The organism is Hymenobacter profundi (assembly GCF_019334315.1).
Lineage (GTDB): Bacteria > Bacteroidota > Bacteroidia > Cytophagales > Hymenobacteraceae > Hymenobacter > Hymenobacter profundi.
In genome coordinates this window covers 1-22,953 of the sequence record NZ_JAHWGL010000065.1, presented here as the reverse complement: position 1 = coordinate 22,953, position 22,953 = coordinate 1, and the positions used below count along the sequence as shown (strand labels likewise).

At 57.7% G+C, this 22,953-nt stretch carries 19 protein-coding genes; 9 read left to right on the top strand and 10 right to left on the bottom strand.

Going from position 1 to position 22,953, the window contains the following annotated elements; all coding sequences use genetic code 11:
* Positions 1-104: 104 nt before the first annotated feature.
* From ilvC to KYK14_RS14725, 7 genes are all read right to left on the bottom strand, one after another.
* A complete protein-coding gene (gene ilvC / locus KYK14_RS14755) occupies positions 105-1,163 on the bottom strand; it encodes a ketol-acid reductoisomerase (RefSeq protein WP_219159842.1) in 1,059 nt (352 codons plus the stop codon).
* Positions 1,164-1,249: 86 nt separating this feature from the next.
* Positions 1,250-1,837, bottom strand: coding sequence for an acetolactate synthase small subunit (gene ilvN / locus KYK14_RS14750; protein WP_208307190.1), 588 nt, complete (start codon positions 1,835-1,837; stop codon positions 1,250-1,252).
* A gap of 167 nt (positions 1,838-2,004) precedes the next feature.
* Entirely contained in the window at positions 2,005-3,741 is a 1,737-nt protein-coding gene (gene ilvB, locus KYK14_RS14745) for a biosynthetic-type acetolactate synthase large subunit (protein WP_219159840.1), read from the bottom strand.
* Positions 3,742-3,852: 111 nt separating this feature from the next.
* Positions 3,853-5,607 carry a dihydroxy-acid dehydratase gene (ilvD, locus tag KYK14_RS14740; RefSeq protein ID WP_219159838.1) on the bottom strand — a complete coding sequence of 585 codons (1,755 nt, stop codon included), beginning with the start codon at positions 5,605-5,607 and terminating at the stop codon, positions 3,853-3,855.
* Positions 5,608-5,670: 63 nt separating this feature from the next.
* Positions 5,671-6,582 carry a branched-chain amino acid transaminase gene (locus KYK14_RS14735; RefSeq protein ID WP_219159836.1) on the bottom strand — a complete coding sequence of 304 codons (912 nt, stop codon included), beginning with the start codon at positions 6,580-6,582 and terminating at the stop codon, positions 5,671-5,673.
* Between the two features lie 852 nt (positions 6,583-7,434).
* Entirely contained in the window at positions 7,435-8,121 is a 687-nt protein-coding gene (locus tag KYK14_RS14730; protein ID WP_208307194.1) for a hypothetical protein, read from the bottom strand.
* A 51-nt stretch (positions 8,122-8,172) separates the two neighbouring features.
* The gene (locus tag KYK14_RS14725; protein WP_208307195.1) at positions 8,173-8,415 is read right to left on the bottom strand and encodes a hypothetical protein; all 243 of its coding nucleotides are present in this window, start codon (positions 8,413-8,415) and stop codon (positions 8,173-8,175) included.
* Between the two features lie 186 nt (positions 8,416-8,601).
* Here KYK14_RS14725 and KYK14_RS14720 point away from each other — a divergent pair, with 186 nt between their 5' ends.
* Positions 8,602-9,960 (top strand): YfcC family protein, encoded by a 1,359-nt coding sequence (locus KYK14_RS14720; protein ID WP_219159834.1) that lies wholly within the window; start codon positions 8,602-8,604, stop codon positions 9,958-9,960.
* A 73-nt stretch (positions 9,961-10,033) separates the two neighbouring features.
* Here KYK14_RS14720 and KYK14_RS14715 read toward each other — a convergent pair whose 3' ends face one another.
* From KYK14_RS14715 to KYK14_RS14705, 3 genes are all read right to left on the bottom strand, one after another.
* The gene (locus tag KYK14_RS14715) at positions 10,034-10,897 is read right to left on the bottom strand and encodes an SDR family oxidoreductase (RefSeq protein WP_185280718.1); all 864 of its coding nucleotides are present in this window, start codon (positions 10,895-10,897) and stop codon (positions 10,034-10,036) included.
* Positions 10,898-11,082: 185 nt separating this feature from the next.
* Positions 11,083-12,147, bottom strand: a complete 1,065-nt coding sequence (locus KYK14_RS14710; RefSeq protein ID WP_219159832.1) for a PAS domain-containing sensor histidine kinase — start codon at positions 12,145-12,147, stop codon at positions 11,083-11,085.
* Between the two features lie 264 nt (positions 12,148-12,411).
* Positions 12,412-12,813 carry a DUF6960 family protein gene (locus KYK14_RS14705; RefSeq protein ID WP_208307198.1) on the bottom strand — a complete coding sequence of 134 codons (402 nt, stop codon included), beginning with the start codon at positions 12,811-12,813 and terminating at the stop codon, positions 12,412-12,414.
* Between the two features lie 325 nt (positions 12,814-13,138).
* On the opposite strand from KYK14_RS14705, the gene KYK14_RS14700 reads away from it, so the two are divergent.
* The 8 genes from KYK14_RS14700 (at position 13,139) to trpS (ending at position 22,748) form a co-directional block, all read left to right on the top strand.
* Positions 13,139-14,971: an alpha-amylase family glycosyl hydrolase gene (locus KYK14_RS14700; protein ID WP_246601863.1), complete on the top strand. Its 1,833-nt coding sequence runs from the start codon at positions 13,139-13,141 to the stop codon at positions 14,969-14,971.
* Positions 14,972-15,257: 286 nt separating this feature from the next.
* A complete protein-coding gene (locus KYK14_RS14695) occupies positions 15,258-17,099 on the top strand; it encodes a glycosyltransferase (protein WP_219159830.1) in 1,842 nt (613 codons plus the stop codon).
* 190 nt (positions 17,100-17,289) lie between these two features.
* Entirely contained in the window at positions 17,290-18,129 is an 840-nt protein-coding gene (locus tag KYK14_RS14690; RefSeq protein ID WP_219159828.1) for a DUF4198 domain-containing protein, read from the top strand.
* A 91-nt stretch (positions 18,130-18,220) separates the two neighbouring features.
* Complete coding sequence (locus KYK14_RS14685; protein ID WP_208307201.1) at positions 18,221-18,595, top strand: STAS domain-containing protein; 375 nt, start codon at positions 18,221-18,223, stop codon at positions 18,593-18,595.
* Between the two features lie 134 nt (positions 18,596-18,729).
* Positions 18,730-19,644, top strand: a complete 915-nt coding sequence (locus KYK14_RS14680; protein ID WP_219159826.1) for a ribonuclease Z — start codon at positions 18,730-18,732, stop codon at positions 19,642-19,644.
* A 113-nt stretch (positions 19,645-19,757) separates the two neighbouring features.
* The gene (locus KYK14_RS14675; RefSeq protein WP_219159824.1) at positions 19,758-20,861 is read left to right on the top strand and encodes a Gfo/Idh/MocA family protein; all 1,104 of its coding nucleotides are present in this window, start codon (positions 19,758-19,760) and stop codon (positions 20,859-20,861) included.
* A gap of 60 nt (positions 20,862-20,921) precedes the next feature.
* Positions 20,922-21,671: a queuosine precursor transporter gene (locus KYK14_RS14670; RefSeq protein WP_208307204.1), complete on the top strand. Its 750-nt coding sequence runs from the start codon at positions 20,922-20,924 to the stop codon at positions 21,669-21,671.
* A gap of 99 nt (positions 21,672-21,770) precedes the next feature.
* Positions 21,771-22,748: a tryptophan--tRNA ligase gene (trpS, locus tag KYK14_RS14665; protein ID WP_219159822.1), complete on the top strand. Its 978-nt coding sequence runs from the start codon at positions 21,771-21,773 to the stop codon at positions 22,746-22,748.
* Positions 22,749-22,953 lie beyond the last annotated feature (205 nt).

Sequence of the window (22,953 nt, the reverse complement as noted above, 5' to 3'; positions counted from 1 at the left end):
TTTTCGTTGAACAAGAGCTATCAGCCAACAGCTATCCGCTAACAGCTAAATCATTTGGCTCCCCCTCTCCCAGAGGGGAAGGGGCCGGGGGGTGGGGTCCTGTCTTACGCCTCTACGTTGGTCGTATTAGAGCGCAGCTCGCGCACTTTGGCGCCTGTCTGCCACAGCTCCGACTCGCGCACTTCTTTCAGTTCCTCTTGCAGCTTCTCGCGGTAGTCGGGGGTAGAGCCGCGCTCGATGGTGCGCTTGGCTTCGGCGCCCGAGGCCACGCTGTCGTACAGGTCGTTGAGCACGGGTAGGGTGGCTTCGCGGAACTTGCCTTTCCAGTCGAGGGCGCCGCGCTGAGCCGTTACCGAGCAGTTGGCAAACATCCAGTCCATGCCGTTTTCGCCTACCAGCGGCACCAGGCTCTGGGTCAGTTCTTCCACGGTTTCGTTGAAGGCCTCGGAGGGCGAGTGGCCGCGCTGGCGTAGCACCTGGTATTGGGCCTCAATGATACCGGCCAAAGCGCCCATCAGCACACCCCGCTCGCCGGTGAGGTCAGAATATACTTCCTTCTTGAAGTCGGTTTGAAACAGGTAGCCCGAGCCTACCCCAATGCCTAGGGCAGTGGCTTTGGTGAAAGCTTCGCCGCTGGCATCCTGGAAGATAGCAAACGACGAGTTCAGCCCACCACCGGCCACAAACAGGCGGCGCAGGCTGGTACCGCTACCCTTGGGCGCTACCAGAATCACGTCGATGTCCTTGGGCGGCACGATGCCGGTTTGGTCGTTGAAGGTCACACCGAAGCCGTGCGAGAAGTAGAGCGTTTTGCCGGGCGTCAGCTTTTCCTTGATAGCAGGCCACAGCGCAATCTGGCCGGCATCGGAGAGCAGGTAGCACACAATGGTACCACGCTCAGCGGCTTCTTCCAGCCCAAACAGCGTTTCGCCGGGCACCCAGCCGTCTTCCACCGCCTTCTGCCACGACGCCGAATCTTCGCGCTGGCCCACAATGACGTTGAAACCGTTGTCGCGCAGGTTCAGGGCCTGGCCGGGACCCTGCACGCCGTAGCCAAGCACGGCAATCGTGTCGTCCTTAAGAAACTCCTGCGCCTTAAACAGCGGAAATTCGTCTCGGGTGATTACAGTTTCGTCGACGCCGCCAAAGTTGATGGTTGCCATAGTGAAGGGTTGATTGTTAAAAGGTTGAGTGTTGATTTCTAGTGAATTTCAATTGGTGCGGGGTAGTAACACAAGATGTTGTGCCGCTACATCGTGAAGACCTTTTCCCGGCTGTTCAGGTACTCGTTTTCGACTACTTCCGAGCCGGGTTCGCGCTGCTCAAACTCGCGTAGCTTCTTGTTGAAACCTTCGCTGTCTTTGATGATGGCAATGCGGGCTGAGCGCACGAATTCGATCAGGCCATAAGGCTGCAAAACCTTGATGAGGTTGTCAGTTTCCTCGCGGTGGCCGGTCGTTTCAAACACCGTGTAATCCTTGCGAATCACCACGGCGCGGGCGCCGTTTTCGCGCAGCAGGCGCTCTACCAAAGCTTTTTCGGCAATGACATCGGTAGGCACTTTGTAGAGGGCCATTTCCTGCCAAATCACGTCCTCGTTGGTGTTGTAGTACACCTTCAGCACCTCTACCTGTTTCTCAATCTGCCCCGCAATCTTGCGCACTACCTCCTCCGTTTCCACAATCACGATGTTGAAGCGGTGGATGCCCTCAATCTCCGAAGGCGAGGTATTCAAGCTTTCGATATTGATTTTGCGACGCGAAAAGATGATGGCGATGCGGTTGAGCAGGCCAATCTGGTTTTCGGTGTAGGCTGTGATATTATATTCTTGACGCATAATTTTAAGCTGTTAGCTGGTGGCTATTAGCTGTTAGCTTTGACGTTCTGACAGATTCTGTTGTAGGAAAGCCGCCTGTTGACGTTGAGTTAAGTAGCGATTCGCTAGCGGAGTGGAAACGTTTTGTTGCACGAGAGCTAACAGCTAATAGCTAGCAGCTAGCAGCTTCATTTAAGTCTGATTTCCGCCACGCTGCACCCCTGCGGCACCATCGGGAAGATGTTGTTTTCCTTGGTCACCATCACTTCCAAGAGGTAGGAACCGTCGTGTTCCAACATGGTGCGCAGGGCGTTACGAAGGGCTGAGCGCTCCGAAACGCGCTGACCATCAATATAGTAGCCCTTGGCTACCTGCACGTAGTCGGGGCTGGCAATATCCACGAAGGAGTAGCGCCGATCGTTGAACAACTCCTGCCACTGCCGCACCATTCCCAGGAACTGGTTGTTGAGGATGATGATTTTGACGTTGACGCCGGTTTGCATGATGGTGCCTAGCTCCTGAATCGTCATCTGCACGCCGCCGTCGCCGATGATGGCCACCACCGTGCGGTCGGGCGCGCCGAACTTGGCGCCGATAGCGGCGGGTAGGGAGAAGCCCATGGTGCCCAGCCCACCCGAGGTAATGTTGCTGCGGCTCTGGTTGAACTTGGTGTAGCGACAGGCCACCATCTGGTGCTGGCCCACGTCGGTCACCACAATGGCGTCGCCGTTGGTTAGCTCGTTCAGCTGCTGAATCACCTCGCCCATCGTCAGCTCATCGGAGGTAGGGAACAACTCGTTTTGGATGACGGCTTCCACCTCTTTGTCCCGGAACTCGTCGAAGTGCTGGCGCCAGGCGGTGTGCTGCTTTTCCTCCACCAGCGCCGTAAGCAAGGGTAGGGTTTCCTTGCAGTCGCCCCACACGGGCACGGCCGTGGGCACGTTCTTCCCGATTTCCGTCGGATCGATGTCGAGGTGGATGATCTGGGCCTGCTTGGCGTACTTGTCGAGGCGACCGGTTACGCGGTCATCGAAGCGCATGCCAATGGCAATCAGCACGTCGCACTCGTTGGTGAGGACGTTTGGGCCGTAGTTGCCGTGCATGCCCAGCATGCCCACGTTCAGCGGGTGGTCGGTGGGTAGGGCATCCACGCCCAGGATGGTCCAGGCGGCCGGAATGCCGCTTTTCTCCACAAACGTTTTGAATTCCTGCTCGGCTCCGCCCAGCATCACGCCCTGGCCCCAGATGATGAACGGCTTTTTGGCCTTGTTAATCAGCGCGGCCGCCTGCTCCACGTACTCATGGCGCACAATGGGCTTGGGCCGGTAGCTGCGGATGTGCTGGCAGGGCGTGTACCCGGCGAAATCGAACTGCTGAATCTGGGCGTTCTTGGTGATGTCGATGAGCACCGGGCCGGGCCGACCGCTGCGGGCAATGTAGAACGCCTTCGCCAGCACCTCCGGGATTTCGTTGGCATCCGTCACTTGGTAGTTCCACTTCGTAACGGGTGTGGTAATGTTGATGATGTCGGTTTCCTGAAACGCATCGGTACCCAGCAAGCTAGCAAACACCTGTCCCGTGATGCACACCAGCGGCGTGCTATCAATCTGAGCATCAGCCAATCCCGTCACCAGATTGGTAGCACCGGGTCCGCTGGTGGCAAACACCACCCCTACCCTACCCGACGACCGCGCATAGCCCTGGGCCGCGTGGATGCCGCCCTGCTCGTGGCGCACCAGCACGTGGTGCAGCTGCTCCTTGAAGTCGTAGAGCGCGTCGTAGATGGGGATGATAGCGCCGCCGGGGTAGCCAAAAATCGTGTCCACGCCCTCGGCTATCAAGGCTTGCAGCGTGGCTACCGCGCCGGAAGTAGGCGTAGTTTTGGGGGCGATGGTAGCGGAAGCGGTTGCGGATTGAGTTTGCATAAGCGAGTTATTAACCTTCCCCCTACCCCCTCTCCGCGGGGTAATGCGTGTCAAGCATTTGCGGGGGAGCCAAGGCGGCGCGGATAGACATTACTTATAAAATGGTTGCAATCAGGCGTTGGAAGTCGTTAGGCTTCCCCTCTCCTGTGGAGAAGAGGTAGAGGGGTGCGGTGCCCCCGTCTGGTCTTCTTCGAGTAGGTCGGTGATGCAGCCGTGGCTGGCATCGCTCACGGTGCGGATGTACTTGAGCAGCACGCCCTGGCGCACGGGTAGCGGCGGGCGCCGCCAGGCGGCGCGGCGCTGGGTCAGTTCGTCGTCGGAGAGCTGCACGTTGATGGTGTTTTCGGTGGCGTCGAGGATGATCCAGTCGCCGTCCTGTACCAGGGCCAGGCCGCCGCCGTCGTAGGCCTCGGGGCAAACGTGGCCGATGACGAAGCCGTGCGTACCACCCGAGAAGCGGCCGTCGGTAATCAGCGCCACTTTGTCGCCCAGGCCGGCGCCCATGATGGCGGAGGTAGGCTTCAGCATCTCGGGCATGCCGGGTCCGCCCTTCGGCCCCACGTAGCGAATCACCACCACCTGACCAGCTTTGATTTTGTGTTCGGTGATGCCCTGGTTCAGTTCTTCTTCTGAGTTGAACACGATGGCCGGTCCCTCAAACCGCAAGCCTTCTTTCCCGCTGATTTTAGCCACGCTGCCCTTGGTGGCGAGGTTGCCGTAGAGCATCTGAATATGACCGTCGGCTTTGATGGGATTGTCAAACGGGCGCAGCAAGTCTTGCTCGGCGCCGAGGGGTTGCACGTCGGCCAGGTTTTCGGCCAGGGTGCGGCCGGTCACGGTCATTAGGTCGCCATTGAGTAGGCCGTGGTCGAGTAAGGTGCGCTGCACGGCGGGCACGCCTCCTATCTTCGACAAATCTTCCATCAGGTACTTGCCACTGGGCTTGAGGTCGGCCAGCACCGGCACGCGGTTGCTCACAGCCTGGAAGTCGTCCATGGTGAGGTGCACGCCGGCCGCGTGGGCAATGGCAATGAGGTGCAGCACCGCGTTGGTAGAGCCGCCCAGCACCGTGACGACTACCAGCGCATTCTCGAAGGCTTCGCGGGTGAGGATGTCGCGGGGTTTCAGATCCAGCTCTAGTAGGCGGCGCAGGTAGGCGCCCGTATCGAGGCACTCCTGCACCTTGGCGGGACTCTCGGCCGGCAGCGACGACGACGCGGGCACCGACATACCGAGCGTTTCGATGGCTGCGGCCAGGGTATTGGCCGTGTACATACCGCCGCAAGCGCCGGGGCCGGGGCAAGCATTATGAATGATGCCCTGGTAGTCCTCCTCCGAAATCTGCCCGTTTACCTTCTTCCCGTACGCCTCGAAGCACGACACGATGTTGAGCTGCTGCCCCTTGAACTCGCCGCCCCGGATGCTGCCGCCGTACACCATCAGCGAAGGCCGGTTGAGCCGCGCCATGGCTATCATCGCACCGGGCATGTTCTTATCACAGCCTACCACCGTAGCCAGCGCGTCGTAGTAGTGCGCGCCCGCCATGGCCTCAATCGAGTCGGCAATAATTTCCCTGGAAACCAGAGAGTAGCGCATTCCCGGATTGCCGTTCGTAATACCGTCGCTTACCCCAATGGTGTTGAAGCGCAGCCCAACCAGACCCTGCGCCGCCACGCCGCGCTTCACCTCGTCGGCTAGGCCGTTGAGGTGCATGTTGCAGGTGTTGCCCTCGAAACCCGTGGAGCAGATGCCCACGAAAGGTTTGCGCAAATCCGCATCCGAAAGGCCTGCCCCGATGAGCATGGCCTGGGAGGCCGGCAGGCCATCGTCTTGGGTGTAGATGCGGCTGTATTTATTGAGAATCATGGTTGTTGTTACCGGTTGCAGGTAGGGGCGCGTTGCACGCGCCCGTGTTCGTGGTTGGAATACTTAAGCAGACTGTTCAACGGCTGGGCGCGTGCGACGCGCCCCTACCTCCTCCCGCACCAGCGCCGAGTAGGCAGTAGCCAGCTTGGCGCCAATCGTCTCCTCGTAGGGCGTCGTAAACACGTGGTCGTCGATGGAGGATACGCCGACTACCTCGGCGGCAGTGCCAGTAAGGAAGGCGCCGGTGGCGTGGTGCAGCGTTTCGGGCGTGAAGAACTCCTCAAACACCGGAATATCCAGGCTGCGAGCCAAGTCGATGACGGTGTTGCGGGTGATGCCTTGCAGGATGTTGCCGGCCGGCGCAGTATACAGCGCCCCGTCCCACTCATAGAAGAAGTTGGCGCCGGGACCCTCGGCCACGTAGCCGTTGATGTCTAGAAGTAGGGCTTCATCGTAGCCGCGCTGCTTGGCTTCGTGGCTGGCAATGATGGAGTTGGCGTAGTGGCTGCTCACCTTCGCCTCAATGGGCACCGACTTGGGGTTGGGCCGCTGGTAGGGCGAAATGGTGAGCCGCGTGAGCTGATTGCTAAAGTAATTGCCCCACTCCCACGCCGCCATAAATAGGCTGCTGGCAGTAGGCGCCTTGATGCTCATCATGGGGTCGGGGGCGTACACCAGCGGCCGGACGTAGGCATTGGAAAGGTTGTTTTTTTCGAGCAGCTGGTAGGTGATGTCCGTCAGCTCCTGCACCGAGTAGGCCAGCGGGATGCTGGTGGCGCGGCAGGAATACGCCAGACGCTCGTAGTGCTCTTTTATCTTGAAAACGCGCGTACCGTTGGCGGTATCGTAGGCGCGAATGCCTTCAAAAACGGCGTGGCCGTAGTGTAGGCTAGGCGAATACAGGCTGCACTGCGCCTGCTCGGCTGATATAAACTGACCGTCGTGAAAAACGAGCGTTTGGTTGGTGAAGTACATAAGCAGGCAGAGGGTAAGAGAGAAGTTCGTCAACAAAAAGCCTTTCTGAGCGGGGCTTAGAAAGGCTTCTTATGCGCAGCAATAAGTAGCGGTTTCTAGCAGCCCCACAGGCTTTGAATAATGACCAGAACGACGCACATAATTAAGAGCAACTGACGGAGACAACAGTAGAATTTGCAGCGAAGCCGGCAAGCTGGTTGCTGCCCTTCACTGTCTCAAAATTAACAGGCTCTACTGCCACCCGAAAAGCTGAGCAGGCGAGGCGCTACTATTTCTAAATCAGAGAATAAAAAAGCTATTGCTTTGACTTTCAATCAATAATAAATAAGCAAAATACAATGTCTAACTGCTGAAACAAGTTTGCTTTTTATCTAAAACTACATGCTACCCGCACCGTTGGCTACTTCCTTATTTGGCAGAAGCGCCCTCCCACACTTCGAGTGCCGCCTGATGCTACTGCCTCACCCGCGTTAGCAAGGCCGTTGTGGGGCTAGAGCCTACCATAATGGTAGTGCCCTGCTCGCGGGCGTACGGATTCAGCACTTCCCCTACCCGCTGGTAACTCGTAAAGTATGCCGTTAAGTCGTCCGGTTCGTCGTTGATATTGATGACGTATTGCTACCCCGAAAGCTACTGCGGCAACCAGAACAAGGAGCCGCCATTGAAGCGCTGCGCCAGTGGTATACTATGGTAACGGTTGTAGCAGTTGATAGCCCCAGTCTTCTGTCAACACCAGCGCCGGAAGATAGAGCAAAAACAAAACGCCCCCCAGGCCTGAGCCGTGGAGGGCGTGTTATGTTAAAGGCTTTATGTAAGTGGAAATGAATGACCTACAAGTTGTCCGGCTGCTGCTTACGCGGCGGTGTGCTGCTCGCGGCCTTTCAGGCCGGCCAGCTTCGACATATCGGTGTAATAGCGGGCCAGGGCGCCATAATATTCCGCCTCATCGGCGTAGATACGGCCGGGCGCTGCTTCCTGGTAGGATGGTACTATTCCGAACTCACCCTGAATCAAAATTTGTCCTTCGGCATCTTTGCGGGTGATGCGACGGAAGGACTCCGGATCTTGCTGAAGCAAGGCCGCCAGCACGCGGTCGTCGAGCAGGTAACGGGTTTTGCCGAGGGCGTCGGTGATGTAGCGGCCGGTGTGGTGCGTCAGTTCGGGCACTGTCTCGGGCATAGCTATCCGTTGGAAGCCTTCCACGGTGCGCTCGTGGCCGAATAGTTGAACCGGCTGCTCACCTTCCATACTGGCGTCCCGATATGAGCCAAACGGCACGGGCACGGTATGCACAATCAGGGGCGTATCGTAGATATTAGGGGCATCCAGCGCGTAGTCTGCGTAGCCAAGGCGCAGGTAGTACGCTTCGTTGAGCAGGGCGCTGTTGAGCACTGCCAGCTCGTTCTGCATCTGCTCCAACCGACGCTCTATAACGCTCTTTCTAGCTACTATGTCCAGTAATTCGTTGCGAATGGTCAGAATATCCTCGCGCACTTGCTTGCGCGTTTTCCAGTATTCCGCCTCATTTATAGTTGACATCGTATCCTTTCGTTTTCCTTCTGAGCAAAGCTACCTAAGTTGTTTCGGATTTTATATGCCCGGCAGTATGATTTTTTCCAGATAATGGAAAAGACAATCCGGATTCTGGAAAATATGAATAAACAGAACTCGCTCCTCCCCTTGCACCCGCCACATCTCCGCGTAGAAGTCGTGACAGGCAAATAGTTGCAACTCAAAACTATCCTGCTGCTGCCCAGCCAAAAAACGACCGTGCTGCACCAAGTAGGTGGTTTGCTGAGGAAGAGGTAGGAGCTTGAAAGCGGTAAATTGCATAAGCAGGACGATGATAGCAGCAACTACAACACTACCAGAACAGGTTCCCAACCAACGTAGGCGGCAAACCATACCGTATGTAGGCAGCAGCATTGAAAAGCGAATTCCTTGCAAGATAGCGGCTCTTCTGCCAGTACACTATCCTTTGATTTTCTGAATTTTATCTTACCCACACCGCCGTTAGGCATGAAAAAAACTCTTCGTTTTCCGCATCCGCTGGTGCTGCTGCTTGGCTTCATTCTCTTGGCGCTATTGTTAAGCTATCTGTTGCCGGCTGGCGTCTTCAACCGGCTGCCCGACCCGGCTACCGGCCGGGACGTAGTGGTGCCGGGCTCCTACCACCACGTGCCGCCCACACCAGTAAATCCGCTGGCCGCAATTGTGGATATTCCGAAGGGAATGGCCGACGCGGCCAGCGTTATTTTCTTTGTGTTCCTGACGGGCGGCGCCTTCACCGTAGTGGATCAGACGGGGGCGTTGCGCCACGGGGTAGACTGGCTGCTGGTGCGCCTGCGCGGGCGCGAAGCGCTGGTTATTCCCATCGTGTCGCTGCTGTTTGCCACCATGGGCGCCCTGGAAAATATGCAGGAAGAAATCATTCCGCTGGTGCCGGTATTGCTGGTGCTGATGCGCCGCCTGGGCTACCCTACCATTACGGCCGCGGCGGTGAGCCTGGGGGCCGCTGCCGTGGGGGCTGCGTTCAGCCCGTTGAACCCGTTTCAGGTAGGCATTGCGCAGAAACTGGCGCAGCTCCCGCTGCTCTCCGGGGCCGGGTTTCGGTTGGCGTTTCTTGCTGGCGCGCTGCTGATTTGGATTGGCGGCACCATGCGCTTTGCCCGGCGCCACCGCCAGGAGCCGGTGGTGGAAGTGGCCGCCGAGGAAGCCGCCCTAGCCGAAACCAGCCACGGCCGACACGGGCTGGTGCTGGCGCTGCTGCTAGTGGCGTTTGGCGTGTTCACCTACGGCGTACTCCGGTTGGGCTGGGAGTTTGAGCAAATGGGCGCCTTATTTTTTGGGCTGGGGGTAGCAGCTGGGCTGATCGGTGGGCTGGGTCTCAACGGCACCGCCGAGGCGTTCATCGCTGGTTTCCGCGACCTCGCTTTCTCGGCGCTCTTGATTGGGTTTGCGCGAGCCATTTTCGTGGTGCTGGAGCAGGGGCAGGTAGTCGATACCATCGTCAATAGCTTGTCGGCGCCGCTGGCGCACTTGCCGGTTACGCTTTCCGCGCTGGGTATGATGGGGGTGCACACCGCTCTGCACTTGCCAGTTCCTTCGGTGAGCGGACAGGCGGTGCTCACCATGCCCATCCTCACCCCCCTCTCCGATTTGCTAGGTCTACCCCGGCAGGTAACAGTGCTGGCCTACCAATACGGCGCTGGCCTGTGCGAGTTGATAACGCCTACCAACGGTGCCCTAATGGCCATTGTAGCTGCCTGCGGCGTGCGGTTTGACGCGTGGTGGCGGTTTGCCTTCCCGCTCTACCTGCTGCTGCTGGCACTAGGGGCAGTGGCGGTGGTAGTGGGCATTGCCGTGGGACTGGGCTAAAAACAACTGGGTGCAATCAGGTAGCGTACTGCTACCTGATTGCATCCAGTTACCGTCGAATAAATGCTATGGCTTACGTATTCAGCACTGAGCCGCCGTTGGGGTGAATGGCCTGACCAGTGATATACGAAGAGTCTTCCGACGCCAGGAATACGTAGGCCGGGGCTACTTCCGAAGGCTGTCCGGGACGCTTCATGGTAGTGTCCTGGCCAAACTTGGCCACTTTATCGGGTGAGAAGCTGGCCGGAATCAGCGGAGTCCAGATGGGGCCGGGGGCTACCGTGTTAGCGCGGATTTTCTTATCGGCCAACTGCTGCGAGATAGAGCGAATATAGGCCGTGATGGCACCTTTAGTAGAGGTGTAGTCTACCAATTGCTCATTGCCTTTATAGGCGTTTATCGAGGAGGTAGCAATAATAGAATCGCCTTCGTGCAAGTGCGGCAAGGCGGCTTTCACCACGTATACCATCGGGAAGAAATTCACTTTGAAGGTATCCTCGAATTGCTCGTTGGGCAACTCCGACACATCTGTACTCACGAATTGCTCGGCGGCGTTGCTTATCACAATGTTCAGCTTGCCCAGCTCATCTATAGTGCGCTGCACAATGTCTTCGCAGAACTGCTTGTCGCGCAGGTCGCCAGCCAGCGTGAGGCAGCGGCGGCCTTCGGCTTCTACCAACTGGCGCGTGTCGTAGGCGTCCTGCTCTTCTTCGGGCTTGTAGGTGATAGCCACGTCGGCACCCTCGCGGGCAAAATGAATAGCCACGGCCCGACCAATGCCGGAGTCGCCGCCTGTAATCAGGGCTACTTTATCTTGTAGCTTTTCGCTGCCCTTGTAGTTGGCCCGGATGTATTCTGGCTGCGGGGTCATTTCGGTTTCCAGGCCGGGCTGTTGGTCCTGGGCCTGCGGGGGTAGGGAGGTTGGTTTGTTTTCCATCAGGGTTTGGTTGTTAAGGTCAGCAGCGACGGTTTACGCCGCAATTCAACCTTCAAAACGGCTTCCCAGGCCCTAGAGTTGCTAGTGCGCAGCTTACCAACCCGCGCCTACTACCACCCTACGCTGCCCGTTTTTCGGTTGTGGCAACGCAGCATTCAGACCCGAAAACCGGGCAGCCTACGCCATCAGGAATCGAGCGAGGGTAGGGTGATGTAGAACGTAGTTCCCTGGTTTTCGGCACTCTCCAGCCATATCTGCCCGCGGTGCAACTCCACAATCGTTTTGATGATGGACATACCCAGACCCGTGGTTTTCTCGCCCCGCAGACCAGGGCGGCGTGCCTTCGTAAAGCGCTCAAACAGTCCCGGCTGCAACTCCGGCGCAATGCCAATGCCATCGTCCTGCACCGTCAGGAGCACTTGGCCCCGCTGCTGTTCTATTCGCACGATGATGCGGCCGCCTTCGTGCGTAAACTTAATGGAGTTGCTGAGCAGGTTGTTGAGCACCTGCAAGAACTTATTTTCGTCGAGGTTGACGTAGATCGGAGCCGAAGCAGGCAGGAAGAGAAACTGCTTGTTGAGTTGCGCCGCCGCGCGTTGGTATTCCTCCATGGTCAGGTTCACCCGCCACACCAGGTCTACCCGGTCCAGCTTCAGCTCCACGTTGGCCGATGTCATGAACTCGTTGTCCACGAAGTCACGAATCAGGTTCACGCTGTCGTGGCAGATGGTTTGCATAATGCCCAGGGCCTCCGTGAGTTTGGCATTGCCCAGGGGTAGCACTTGCGCCTGCATGGCTGCGCTGATTTGCTGCACCAGCGCCAAAGGCCCCGCCAAATCGTGCGAGAGGATTTCCAGTGTGGCGTTCTTTTTGGCATTGAACCTATTCGCATTTTCCAGGTTATCGCGCTCCGTGGTGACATCGCGCAGGAAGCCACCAATCAGCACCTCCCCGTCTGCAAGCCGCTGTTGATGAGGGCTTAATACCAGAGACATCCACTGGTTAGGGGCCTCGGTGCGGCGCACCCTGAATTCCAGCTCGTCGTGCAAATGGCCGCGCACCCACAGGTTCCAGCACCGGGCCAGGTAGGGTTGGTCGTCGGGGTGCAGGCGACTCAGCAGTTCCGGCAGTTGCTCGGTGGCTTGTGCAGGCGCTACCCCCAACAACTGCTCGCAGGCGGGAGTAGCGTATACCACCTGCTTGGTATTCACCTGATAAATGAAGAAGAAGTGCGGCATCTCCTCTACCATAGTCTGTAGAAAAGCCGACGGATTTATCATACTTAATACCCTGTGATAGAGGCGGCGCTAATCAGACTATACGGTCAAGTTGTCTATTTACTACGGTTGCGTTTGCGAAGTTGCACCGCCGCGGTGGGCAAATCTCTCTCTTTCATGGTATATAATCGTCATTCTGGATAGAAATAGACCACAAGAGAATCCAGCAAGGCGCCCTACCGAAGCGCGTCAAACAGAAACCACCCTTCGCTACAAAACTGAAAAACAGCAGAATACCTATACCAGCCGCAGTTCATCGCCTTCAAACACCTGCCGCACTTTGCGCTTGCGCTCTACCAGCTGGTAGGTGGCGCGGTCGGTGGCTTCGTCCCAAAACACGTCGGAGATGAGGCCACGGTGAGCGGCCCGGCCAGCGGGCGGGTCTACCTCTTCCACCAAGTCGCCGAAGCTGAAGGTAGGGCGGTTGTAAAGTTCCTTGAACAGCTCGGGGCTGACTTTGAACTGCTGCTCGTCGTAGCGCAGCAGCAGCCACTCGTCGGTTTCGTCAATCTTCTCGAACAGCTTGCCTACCGGTTCCAGCCACTCAAAGGTGCGACGGTTGGCGGGGTGAATGTAGCGGTAGCCGTAAGCGGGCGTCCAGCCATAGAGGCCGTATACAACAGGTTTTGGTCGGGGCACAGAAAAGCAGGTAGTGAAGCCGCAAAGATAGGCGTCGCAGCGGGTGGGTTGATCTGGCGAAAGTAAACCAACACTAAAACGGCCTTGTTCATTCCCGGCCCATTTTGTGGAAAGAACGGGCACGCCTACCCTCCTTAAAGCAGCCGTTCAAACCTGCGTCGCTCAAACAATGCACGCGCTTGGAAATCGCCCCAAACCCCCGCCCATTAGGCTGCAAGCAGCATTTCTGACGCACGCGCTGGGCCGCCAACCTCGTCAGCACAACCTAAACGAAAATTGGACAGTTAAAGGCTCACATTTCCTTTGGGATTTCTCTCGAACCATTATGCCTGAAACTGACCTTTCTCCCGCTCCAACCTCTACTCCTACCCCCCTCCAGCCCGGCATGGGCGCCATTCCGCACGAGCACGGCACCACCTTCCGCGTATGGGCACCTTCGGCGGAGGCCGTTGCGTTGGTAGGCCCCTTCAACGACTGGAACCACGAGTCGCACCCGCTTAGCCACGAAACTGACGGCTACTGGGCCGCCGATTTTGCTGACCTCGGCCCCGGCACAGAGTACAAATTCTGGCTGGATACGCCTACCGGCCAGCTACAGCGCAACGACCCCTACGCCCGCCAGGTGACGCACTCGGCCGGCAACTCGGTAGTGCTCGACCCAAATTTCGACTGGGAAGACGATAATTTCCAGATGCCCGCCTGGAACGAGCTGATTGTATACGAGTTGCACGTGGGCACCTTCAACGCCCCCGACCCTGAGAAGCCTGGCACGTTCTACGACGTGATTGACAAGCTGGACTACCTGCGCGAGATGGGCATCAACGCCATTGAGGTGATGCCCGCCACCGAGTTTCCCGGCGGCCGCTCCTGGGGCTACAACCCCGCGCATCCCTTTGCCCTGGAAACCGACTACGGCGGACCGCAAGCCTTCAAAGAGCTGGTGAAGCAGGCCCACCGCCACGGCATTGCCGTGATTCTGGACGTGGTGTACAACCACTTCGGCCCAGGCGACCTGGATTTGTGGCAGTTTGATGGCTGGTCGGAAGACAACGGCGGCGGCATCTACTTCTACAACGACTGGCGCGCCCAAACGCCTTGGGGCCACAACCGCCCCGACTACGGCCGCGACGCCGTGCGCTACTACATCCGCGACAACGCCCTGATGTGGCTGGAAGACTACCGTGTAGACGGCCTGCGCGCCGACTCCATCTCCCACATTCGCAACGTAGACGGCTCCGAGGACCCCTCCCGCGACCTGCCCGATGGCTGGTCGTTGATGAAGTGGATCAACGAGGAAATCCGCCAGCGCATGCCCTGGAAGATTACCATTGCCGAGGATTTGCTGGGCAACGACTACATCACGCGCATGCCCGAGGATGGCGGCCAGGGCTTCTCCACGCAGTGGGATTCAGCCTTCGTGTATCCCGTGCGCCACGCCATCACGGCCTACTCCGACGAGGAGCGCGACATGCACGCCGTGGCCGCAGCCATTACCAAAGTGTATAATGGCGACGCTTTTCAGCGCGTTATTTATACCGAGTCGCACGACGAGGTAGCCAACGGCAAATCGCGCGTGACCGAGGAGATTATGCCGGGCAACGCCCACACGTGGTTTCCGAAGAAACGGGCTACCCTGGGCGCCGCGCTGGTGTTCACGTCGCCGGGCATTCCCATGGTATTTCAGGGGCAGGCCATGCTGGCCGACGGCTTCTTCTCCGACGATGCCCCCCTGAATTGGGAACACGCCGAGCAGCACAGCGGCCTGGTGCAGCTCTACCGCGACATGGCAGCGCTGCGCCGCAACTTCCACGGCAACACGCGCGGCCTGATGGGACAGTACGTGGATGTGTTTCACCTCAACAACGAGAACAAAGTCATTGCCTTTGCACGCCGCGACCAAGGCGGCCCCGGCGATACAACCATCGTCATTGCCAATTTTGCCAACCAAGCCTACGATGCCTACGCCATCGGCCTACCTCGCAACGGCGAATGGCACGTGCGCTTCAACTCCGACTGGGAAGGGTATGACGAAGAATTCGGCAATTTCCAGAGCACCGGCACGCACGCAGAGGAAGGAATCTACGACGACCAACCCTACTACGGCACCTTTGGCCTAGCACCCTATTCCGTGCTGATTATCTCGCAAAACCCGCAGTAGTCAGCGGCCTTTTCTACAACGCAACACGCCTACTCTGCTTCGATGTTGGGGTAGGCGTTTTGCGTTGCGTTTTGTAAGTAGATAGAAAGTCAGGCTACTTTTCCTGTGTAGCTCTACCTGTACTGGAGTCGCTTACATTCTGTCGAATGCCACAATCCAACGCGCCAATGGTTGCTGATGAGTAGATAATCTGTTCGGAATTGGGAAATTGTTGCCGCTTCTGCCAACTCTCCCCGCTATATTGCCCGTACTCCTACCATACACCTCCCTGCTACTCTTTCCTTTTATGCAATACCCCACCCGTACCAATTCCAATGCCATTGCCCTAGACGCCCTGCTTGTCGAATCTGCTTGGGAAGTTTGTAACCAGGTAGGTGGCATCTACACCGTCATTCGCTCCAAGGTACCCGCCGCCGTGCAGGGATGGGGCGACCGGTACTGCCTGCTAGGGCCCTACTTTCCGCAACAGGCCCAGAGCGAGTTTGAGCCCTTCGATGATATGCAGCTGACGCTCCTTTCCGACCCCTTTGCCGGGGCCGTGCGCCAGATGCGGCAGCGGGGCTACGATGTGCAGTACGGCGTGTGGCTGGTGACGGGTAGGCCGCGCACGGTGCTCATCAACCCCTTCCAAGTATACGGCCACTTGGGCAATATCAAAAGCGACCTGTGGCACCACCACGGCATCCCTACCCCCGACAACGACGACCTCCTGCACCAGGTAGAGGCGTTTGGGCATCTGGCCAAGATTTTCATTGAAATTCTGACTGCTGAGGTGGTACCGCCGCGCCGCGTGATTGCGCACTTCCACGAGTGGATGACCGGCGTAGCCATTCCCGATCTGCGCCGCGACCAGGTGCCGGTGCACATCGTGTTTACCACGCACGCTACCCTGCTGGGCCGCTACCTGGCCATGAACGACCCCAACTTCTACGAGCACTTGATGCAGGTAGACTGGCTGGCCGAGGCGCGGCATTTCAACATTGAAACGGCTGTGAGCATCGAGCGCGCCGCCGCGCACGGCTCGCATGTGTTTACCACCGTGAGCGAGTTGACGGTGCGCGAGTGCATCTACCTGCTCGACCGGTTCCCCGACGCGGTGCTGCCCAACGGCCTCAACATTGAGCGGTTTGTGGCCCTGCACGAGTTCCAGAACCTGCACAAGCAGTACAAGGACAAGATCAACGAGTTTGTGATGGCGCACTTTTTCCAGAGCTATTCGTTTGATCTGGACAACACGCTGTACCTGTTCACCTCGGGCCGCTACGAGTATCACAACAAGGGATTCGATCTGACGCTGGAAGCGCTGGCGCGGCTTAATTACCGCCTGCAACAAAGCGGCCTGGAAGGTAATGTGGTGATGTTCTTTATTACCAAGCGCCCCTTCACCAGCATCAACCCGCTGGTGCTGCAAAACCGCGCTATTCTGGATGAGGTGCGCGAAACCTGCGAGGCCATTCAGGAGCAGGTGGGCGAGCGGCTGTTCTACGCCGCCGCCGCCGGCACCGACCACCGCCTGCCCGACCTCAGTGCGATGGTAGACGACTACTGGCGCCTGCGCTACCGCCGCACCCTACAAAGCTGGAAAACCAACGCGCTGCCGTCCATCATCACCCACAACCTGATTGATGATCAGAACGATGACATTCTGAACTTCATGCGCCAAGCCAACCTGCTCAATTACCAGCACGACCGCGTGAAGATGGTGTATCACCCTGATTTTGTGTCGCCTACCTCTCCCTTGTTTGGCATGGAGTACGGGCAGTTTGTGCGCGGCTGCCACCTGGGCGTGTTCCCGAGCTACTACGAGCCCTGGGGATACACGCCGCTGGAGTGCATTGCGCGCGGCGTGCCGGCCATTACCTCCGACCTCTCCGGCTTCGGCGACTACGTGATGCAGCACGTATCCGACCACGAAGACAAAGGCATCTATGTGGTGCACCGCCAAGAGCGCTCTTTCCACGAAGCCGCCGAAGAGTTGACGGATATGCTCTGGAACTTCGTGCTGCAAAATCGCCGCGAACGAATTGCCCAGCGCAACCGCGTAGAAAACTCTTCGGAGCTGTTCGATTGGAAAAACCTGCGGGTGTATTATGACCGCGCCTACGCGCTGGCCTTGGAGCGGTTTTAGGCGAGTAGTCCTTTCGACTGCTAAAGCGTCATTTCGACCAGCGAGAGAAATGACGCTTTAAAGAACAAGTAGGGTAGCTTCATCTCCTGCACATCATCTTTTACAAACTTAGATGCACTACCGCCTAGGTGGCACGCGTTCTTCGGAGCGCTGCCTAGGCGGTAGTGTTCACTTCTCTCTACTTGCCCGTATGCGGCCTTCGCTGAAAAGCATTGTTCTAACTGTAGTTATCGGCACGCCGGCGCTTCTAGCGGCTGCGCATGAGTTTTGGTTGGCGCCGCCGCACTATTTTGTGGCGGCTGGTCAGAAAATCAACCTGCAAACCTGGGTAGGCGAAAATTTCACTGGCCAGCGCTGGGCAGGCAAAAGCAGCCGCATTACGCGTTTCGTCCACGCCGGTCCGGCCGGTACCGAAGATCTTACTACTAGCGCCACCCAGGCCGACACGCTGCAAACGGCCCTCACATTCGCCCAGCCGGGCACGCACGTAGTGGCCTTGGCTACCAACGACGCCTACCTGGAGCAAACGGCCGAGCAGTTCAATACCTACCTCAAGGAAGAAGGCCTCGATAACGTGTTAGTACTGCGCCAGCAACGCAACGAATTAACCAACCCCGCGCGGGAGGCCTACCGGCGGTGTGCCAAAACGCTGATACAGGTAGGCAAAGTAAACTCCCGCGATACGGCTCGCGCTTACGCCCGCCCCGTGGGCTTGCCGCTGGAGCTGATACCCGAGCAAAATCCCTACCTGCTGCGGCCAGGAGCCGTGCTGACGGTGCGCGTGGTGCAGGACGGGCAGCCCGTAACCGGCGCGTTGGTGCAGGTGTGGCAGCGCCAGCCCGGACAAAAACCCAAAGCGTCGCGCCTGTACAGCAACCTTAGCGGCCGAATTTTGTTACGCTTATCCACTCCCGGTAGCTATATGCTGAGCACGGTGCGTATGGCCGCCATCCCCGACCACACCCGCGCTGACTGGCATAGCACGTGGGCCTCCCTCACATTTGGTACGGCAGGTCCAAATGGGTATTAAAATTCTGCTATCTTTCCCGTACCTTTCTTCTCTCCGTCTCGAACATTTTTTTCCTACCTTCGCAACTCCCTTAACCACCGAAACACGCGGTATGAAGTACTCGATTGATAAAAAGGACACCTACACCATAATTACGATTGACGAGAAGAAGCTCGACACTACTGTTGCGCCCGATCTGAAGTCGGAATTTGTGAAGCTGAATGCCGAAGGCACCAACAACCTGATTCTGGACCTGAGCAACGTAAAATACACCGATTCGTCGGGCCTCAGCTCTATTCTGATTGCCAACCGCTTGTGCAACTCTACGGGTGGCCTGCTGGTGCTCACCGGCCTGCAAGACCACGTAATGAAGCTTATCACCATTTCCAAGCTGGAATCGGTATTGCATATTCTGCCTACGGTAGAGGAAGGCATCGACCGCATTTTCCTGCACGCCATCGAGCGCGACCTGACCAACAAAGAATAGCGCGTTTTTTAGCTGATAGCTGTTGGCTGCTAGCTGTTAGTTTTCCGCTGACAGCTAACGGCCAGCAGCTTTCGTATTTTTAACTCTCTGGCCGCAGCTATCTGCCAACGCGGCTATCAGCTACCAGCTATTCCTTGGAGTTCGAACTAAAAATACTCGGTAGTGCTTCGGCCACCCCCGTGATGGACCGCCACCACACGGCGCAACTCCTGACGGTAGGCGCTAGCCAATACCTGATTGATTGCGGTGAGGGCACGCAGCGCCGCTTGTTGGAGTATAAAATCCGGCACCCGCGCATCCACACGATTTTCATCTCCCACCTGCACGGCGACCATTTTTTCGGATTGTTCGGGCTGCTGGGCACCATGCACCTGCACGGACGTACCGAGCCGCTGCAACTCTTCGGCCCGCCCGGCCTCGATGAGATTCTGACCACGCAGTTTCGCTACTCACACACGCGGCTTAATTTTGAGTTGTTATTTACGGCGGTAGATACCACCCAGCACCAGCAGATTTTTGAGGACAAGCAACTGACGGTGCACACGCTGCCCATGCAGCACCGCATTCCGTGCTGCGGCTATTTGTTTCGGGAGAAGCCGAAGCGTCGCCACCTCGTTAAGGAGCAGTTGCCCGACAGCCTCACGCCGGCCCAACTAGCGGCTCTCGCGCAGGGCGAAGACGTGTACGACCCGGCCACCAACACCCTGCTCGTTCGCAACGCCGACGTTACCACCGACCCTACCCCCTCGCGCAGCTACGCCTTCTGCTCCGACACGCTGTACCTGCCGGGCCTGGCGCCGCTGCTGCACGGCGTAGATTTGCTCTACCACGAGGCCACGTTTGCGGATGAAATGCGGGAGCGGGCGGCCCTTACTCACCACTCCACGGCCCACCAGGCTGCTTCGCTGGCCAAAGAGGCCCACGTAAAACAGCTGCTTATCGGGCACTTTTCGTCGCGCTACCGCGATTTGGCACCGCTGCTGGCTGAAGCCCAAGCAGTGTTTCCGAATACAGAATTGGGCGTGGAAGGCAAAACGGTGAGCTTATAGCGTGCACCCTTGCAGCTTTTGGCCGGAGAAGTTGTTTTTCGAACTGACTTCCTACTGCCACCCGGCTGGTTGGAGGCAGCGATACGTATTCCCTCACTTTTCCTACCCCACCCATGCCCAGAACCATTCTGTTAGTTTTACTGCTCCTGCTTGGCTCTATTGCCGCCGCCAATGCCACTTCCCTAGCCCCTGCACCCATACGCGTGGGTATTGCGGGCCTCACACACGCCCACGTGCACGTGCTGCTGGGCCGTGCCCAACGCGGCGACGTGGTGATAGTAGGTATTGCGGAGCCCAACCGCGACTTGGCCCAGCGCCTCACCAAGCAATATGGTCTGAGCATGAAGCTGGTGTATCCTACCCTGGAAGAAATGCTGGTAAAGACCAAGCCCCAGGCCGTAACGGCTTTCAACAGCATCTACGACCACCTGGCCGTGGTGCAAGCCTGTGCTCCCCGCGGCGTGCATGTGATGGTAGAAAAGCCCCTGGCCGTAAGCGTAGACCACGCCCGCCAGATGGCTGCTCTGGCGAACAAGCACCACATTCACCTGCTCACCAACTACGAAACCAGCTGGTACGGCACCAACCACCGGGCCTACGAGCTAGTGACGCAGCAAAAAACCATCGGCGACATCCGCAAGATGGTGGTGCACGACGGTCACCAGGGCCCAAAAGCCATCAACGTGAACCCAGAGTTCCTAGAGTGGCTGACTGACCCAGTGCAAAACGGCGGCGGGGCGCTAATTGACTTTGGCTGCTACGGCGCCGATTTGATGACCTGGCTGATGCAGGGCCAGCGGCCCCAGTCGGTGACGGCCGTGACCCAGCACTTGCAGCCGCAGGTATATCCGCGCGTGGATGACGAGGCCACGATTGTGGTTACCTACCCGCACGCGCAAGGCATCATTCAGGCATCCTGGAACTGGCCCTACTCCCGCAAAGACATGGAAATTTACGGGCAGACCGGCGCCGTCTTCGCGCTCGACAGTCGCCAGCTACGCGTGCGCCCTACCGAAAAAGCCGCACCGCAGGAGCTGACTATTGCAGCCCCGAAGGCCCCGTACGATGAGCCGTTTGCCTACCTGGCCGCCGTGGTGCGGGGCGATATTCAGGAAGATAAATTATCGTCGCTGGATACCAACCTCATCGTGGTAGAGATTCTGGATGCGGCCCGGCAATCAGCCAAAGAAGGCAAAACGATATTTTTGTCGAAGTAGCCGGGCGAATAGTCTCGCTACAGAATTCCCGTACTGATTTCTACCTTATTGCCCGCCTTTATGGCGAAGAAGAAACAACAGCTTTACCTGGTTCTCAGCGGCATTTTCATTGTGAATGCTCTGCTGGCAGAAATTATTGGCGTCAAGATATTTTCTGCCAATGCCCTACTCGGTCTACCCCCTACCCTGCCCGGCGACCTCACGGCCGGCGTACTCATCTGGCCGGTGGTCTTCATCACCACCGATATCATCAACGAGTACTTCGGCAAGGCGGGCGTGCTTCGCGTGAGCTTCCTCACGATGGGGCTGATTCTGTACGCGTTCTTCATCATTCTGGCTACCACCTACCTGCCACCGGCTAAGTTCTGGCTGGAGGTGAACGGCACCGACGCCCAGGGTAGGCCATTTGATATCGACTTTGCCTATCAGAGTATTTTCCGGCAGGGCCTGGGCATCATCACGGGCTCTATCGTGGCTTTTGGCATCGGCCAGGTGCTGGACGCCACCATTTTTGCGTGGCTACGGCGACTTACTAAGGGGCGCTACGTGTGGCTGCGCGCTACGGGTTCCACGCTCGTTTCGCAGCTCGTTGACTCGTTTGTGGTGCTGTATGTGGCGTTCTACCTGTTCGGTAATTGGAGCTTTGCGCAGGTGCTACGCGTTGCCAACACCAACTACTGGTATAAATTTGCAGCAGCCATTCTGCTCACGCCGGTGCTCTACTTGGCCCACGGCCTCATTGACCGCTACCTGGGCCAGGAAAAAACCGAGGAGCTACAAGAAGAAGCCGCGGCAGACGTGAGCGTGTAATTTTTGAGCTGTTAGCTACTAGCTGTTGGCTGTTAGCTAACACATCCATCATCCTGAAAAAGCTAACAGCCAACAGCTAGTAGCTAATAGCTAAACTCTATGTCCCGTATTCTCACTGGCATCCAGAGCACCGGCCGCCCGCACTTGGGCAACCTGCTGGGCGCCATTCTTCCGGCCGTCGAGCTGTCGAAAACCAGCACCAACGAGTCGTTGCTGTTTATTGCTGATCTGCACTCGCTTACTACCGTGCGCGATGCTGACACGCTGCGTCAGAACACCTACGCCGTAGCGGCTGCATGGCTGGCCTGCGGTTTCGATACGGAGAAGAACCTGTTCTACCGGCAGTCCGATGTGCCGCAGGTAACGGAGCTGACGTGGTATCTGTCGTGCTTTGCGCCCTACCCTATGCTGGCTAATGCGCACTCGTTCAAGGACAAATCGGACCGCCTCTCGGACGTGAATGCGGGCTTGTTTACCTACCCGGTGCTGATGGCGGCTGATATCCTGCTCTACGATGCGGAGGTGGTACCTGTGGGCAAAGACCAGATTCAGCACCTGGAAATTACCCGCGATATTGCTGCGGCCTTCAACAGCCGCTACGGCGAAACCTTCGTGCTGCCCCAGGCCCGCGTCGATCAGCAGCTGATGACCATTCCCGGCATCGACGGCCAGAAGATGAGCAAGAGCTACGGCAACATCATCGATATTTTTGTGGATGACAAAGCGCTGCTCAAAACCATTCGCGGCATCGTATCGGACAGCACGCCCCTGGAAGCCCCCAAAGACCCCGACAACGACACCACCTTCAAGCTCTACTCCCTGTTGGCCACCCCGGAGCAAGTTGCCGACATGCGCGCCAACTACCTGAACGGCGGCTACGGCTACGGCCACGCCAAAACGGCCCTGTATGAATTGATTCGGTTGCGGTTTTTCAACGAGCGGGAGCAGTTTACTTACTACATGAACAACCTCCCTGAACTAGACGCCCGCCTCGCCGAAGGCGCCCGCAAAGCCCAAGCCTACGGCACCATCGTCCTTAACAAAGTGCGCGAGAAGGTAGGGTATAAGGTGAGATAGTGAAATGGTGAGTTCATAACTAAAAATCAGAAAAACGCCTGTCATCCTGAGCACAGCGAAGGACCTTCTCACGTAAGCACGATTATCGTAACAACGACTCGTTCTAGCGTGAGAAGGTCCTTCGCTGTGCTCAGGATGACAGGCGTTTTCTAATTCATAACTTCACAAACTCACAACTTCACCATTTCAATACACTAATCCCTCA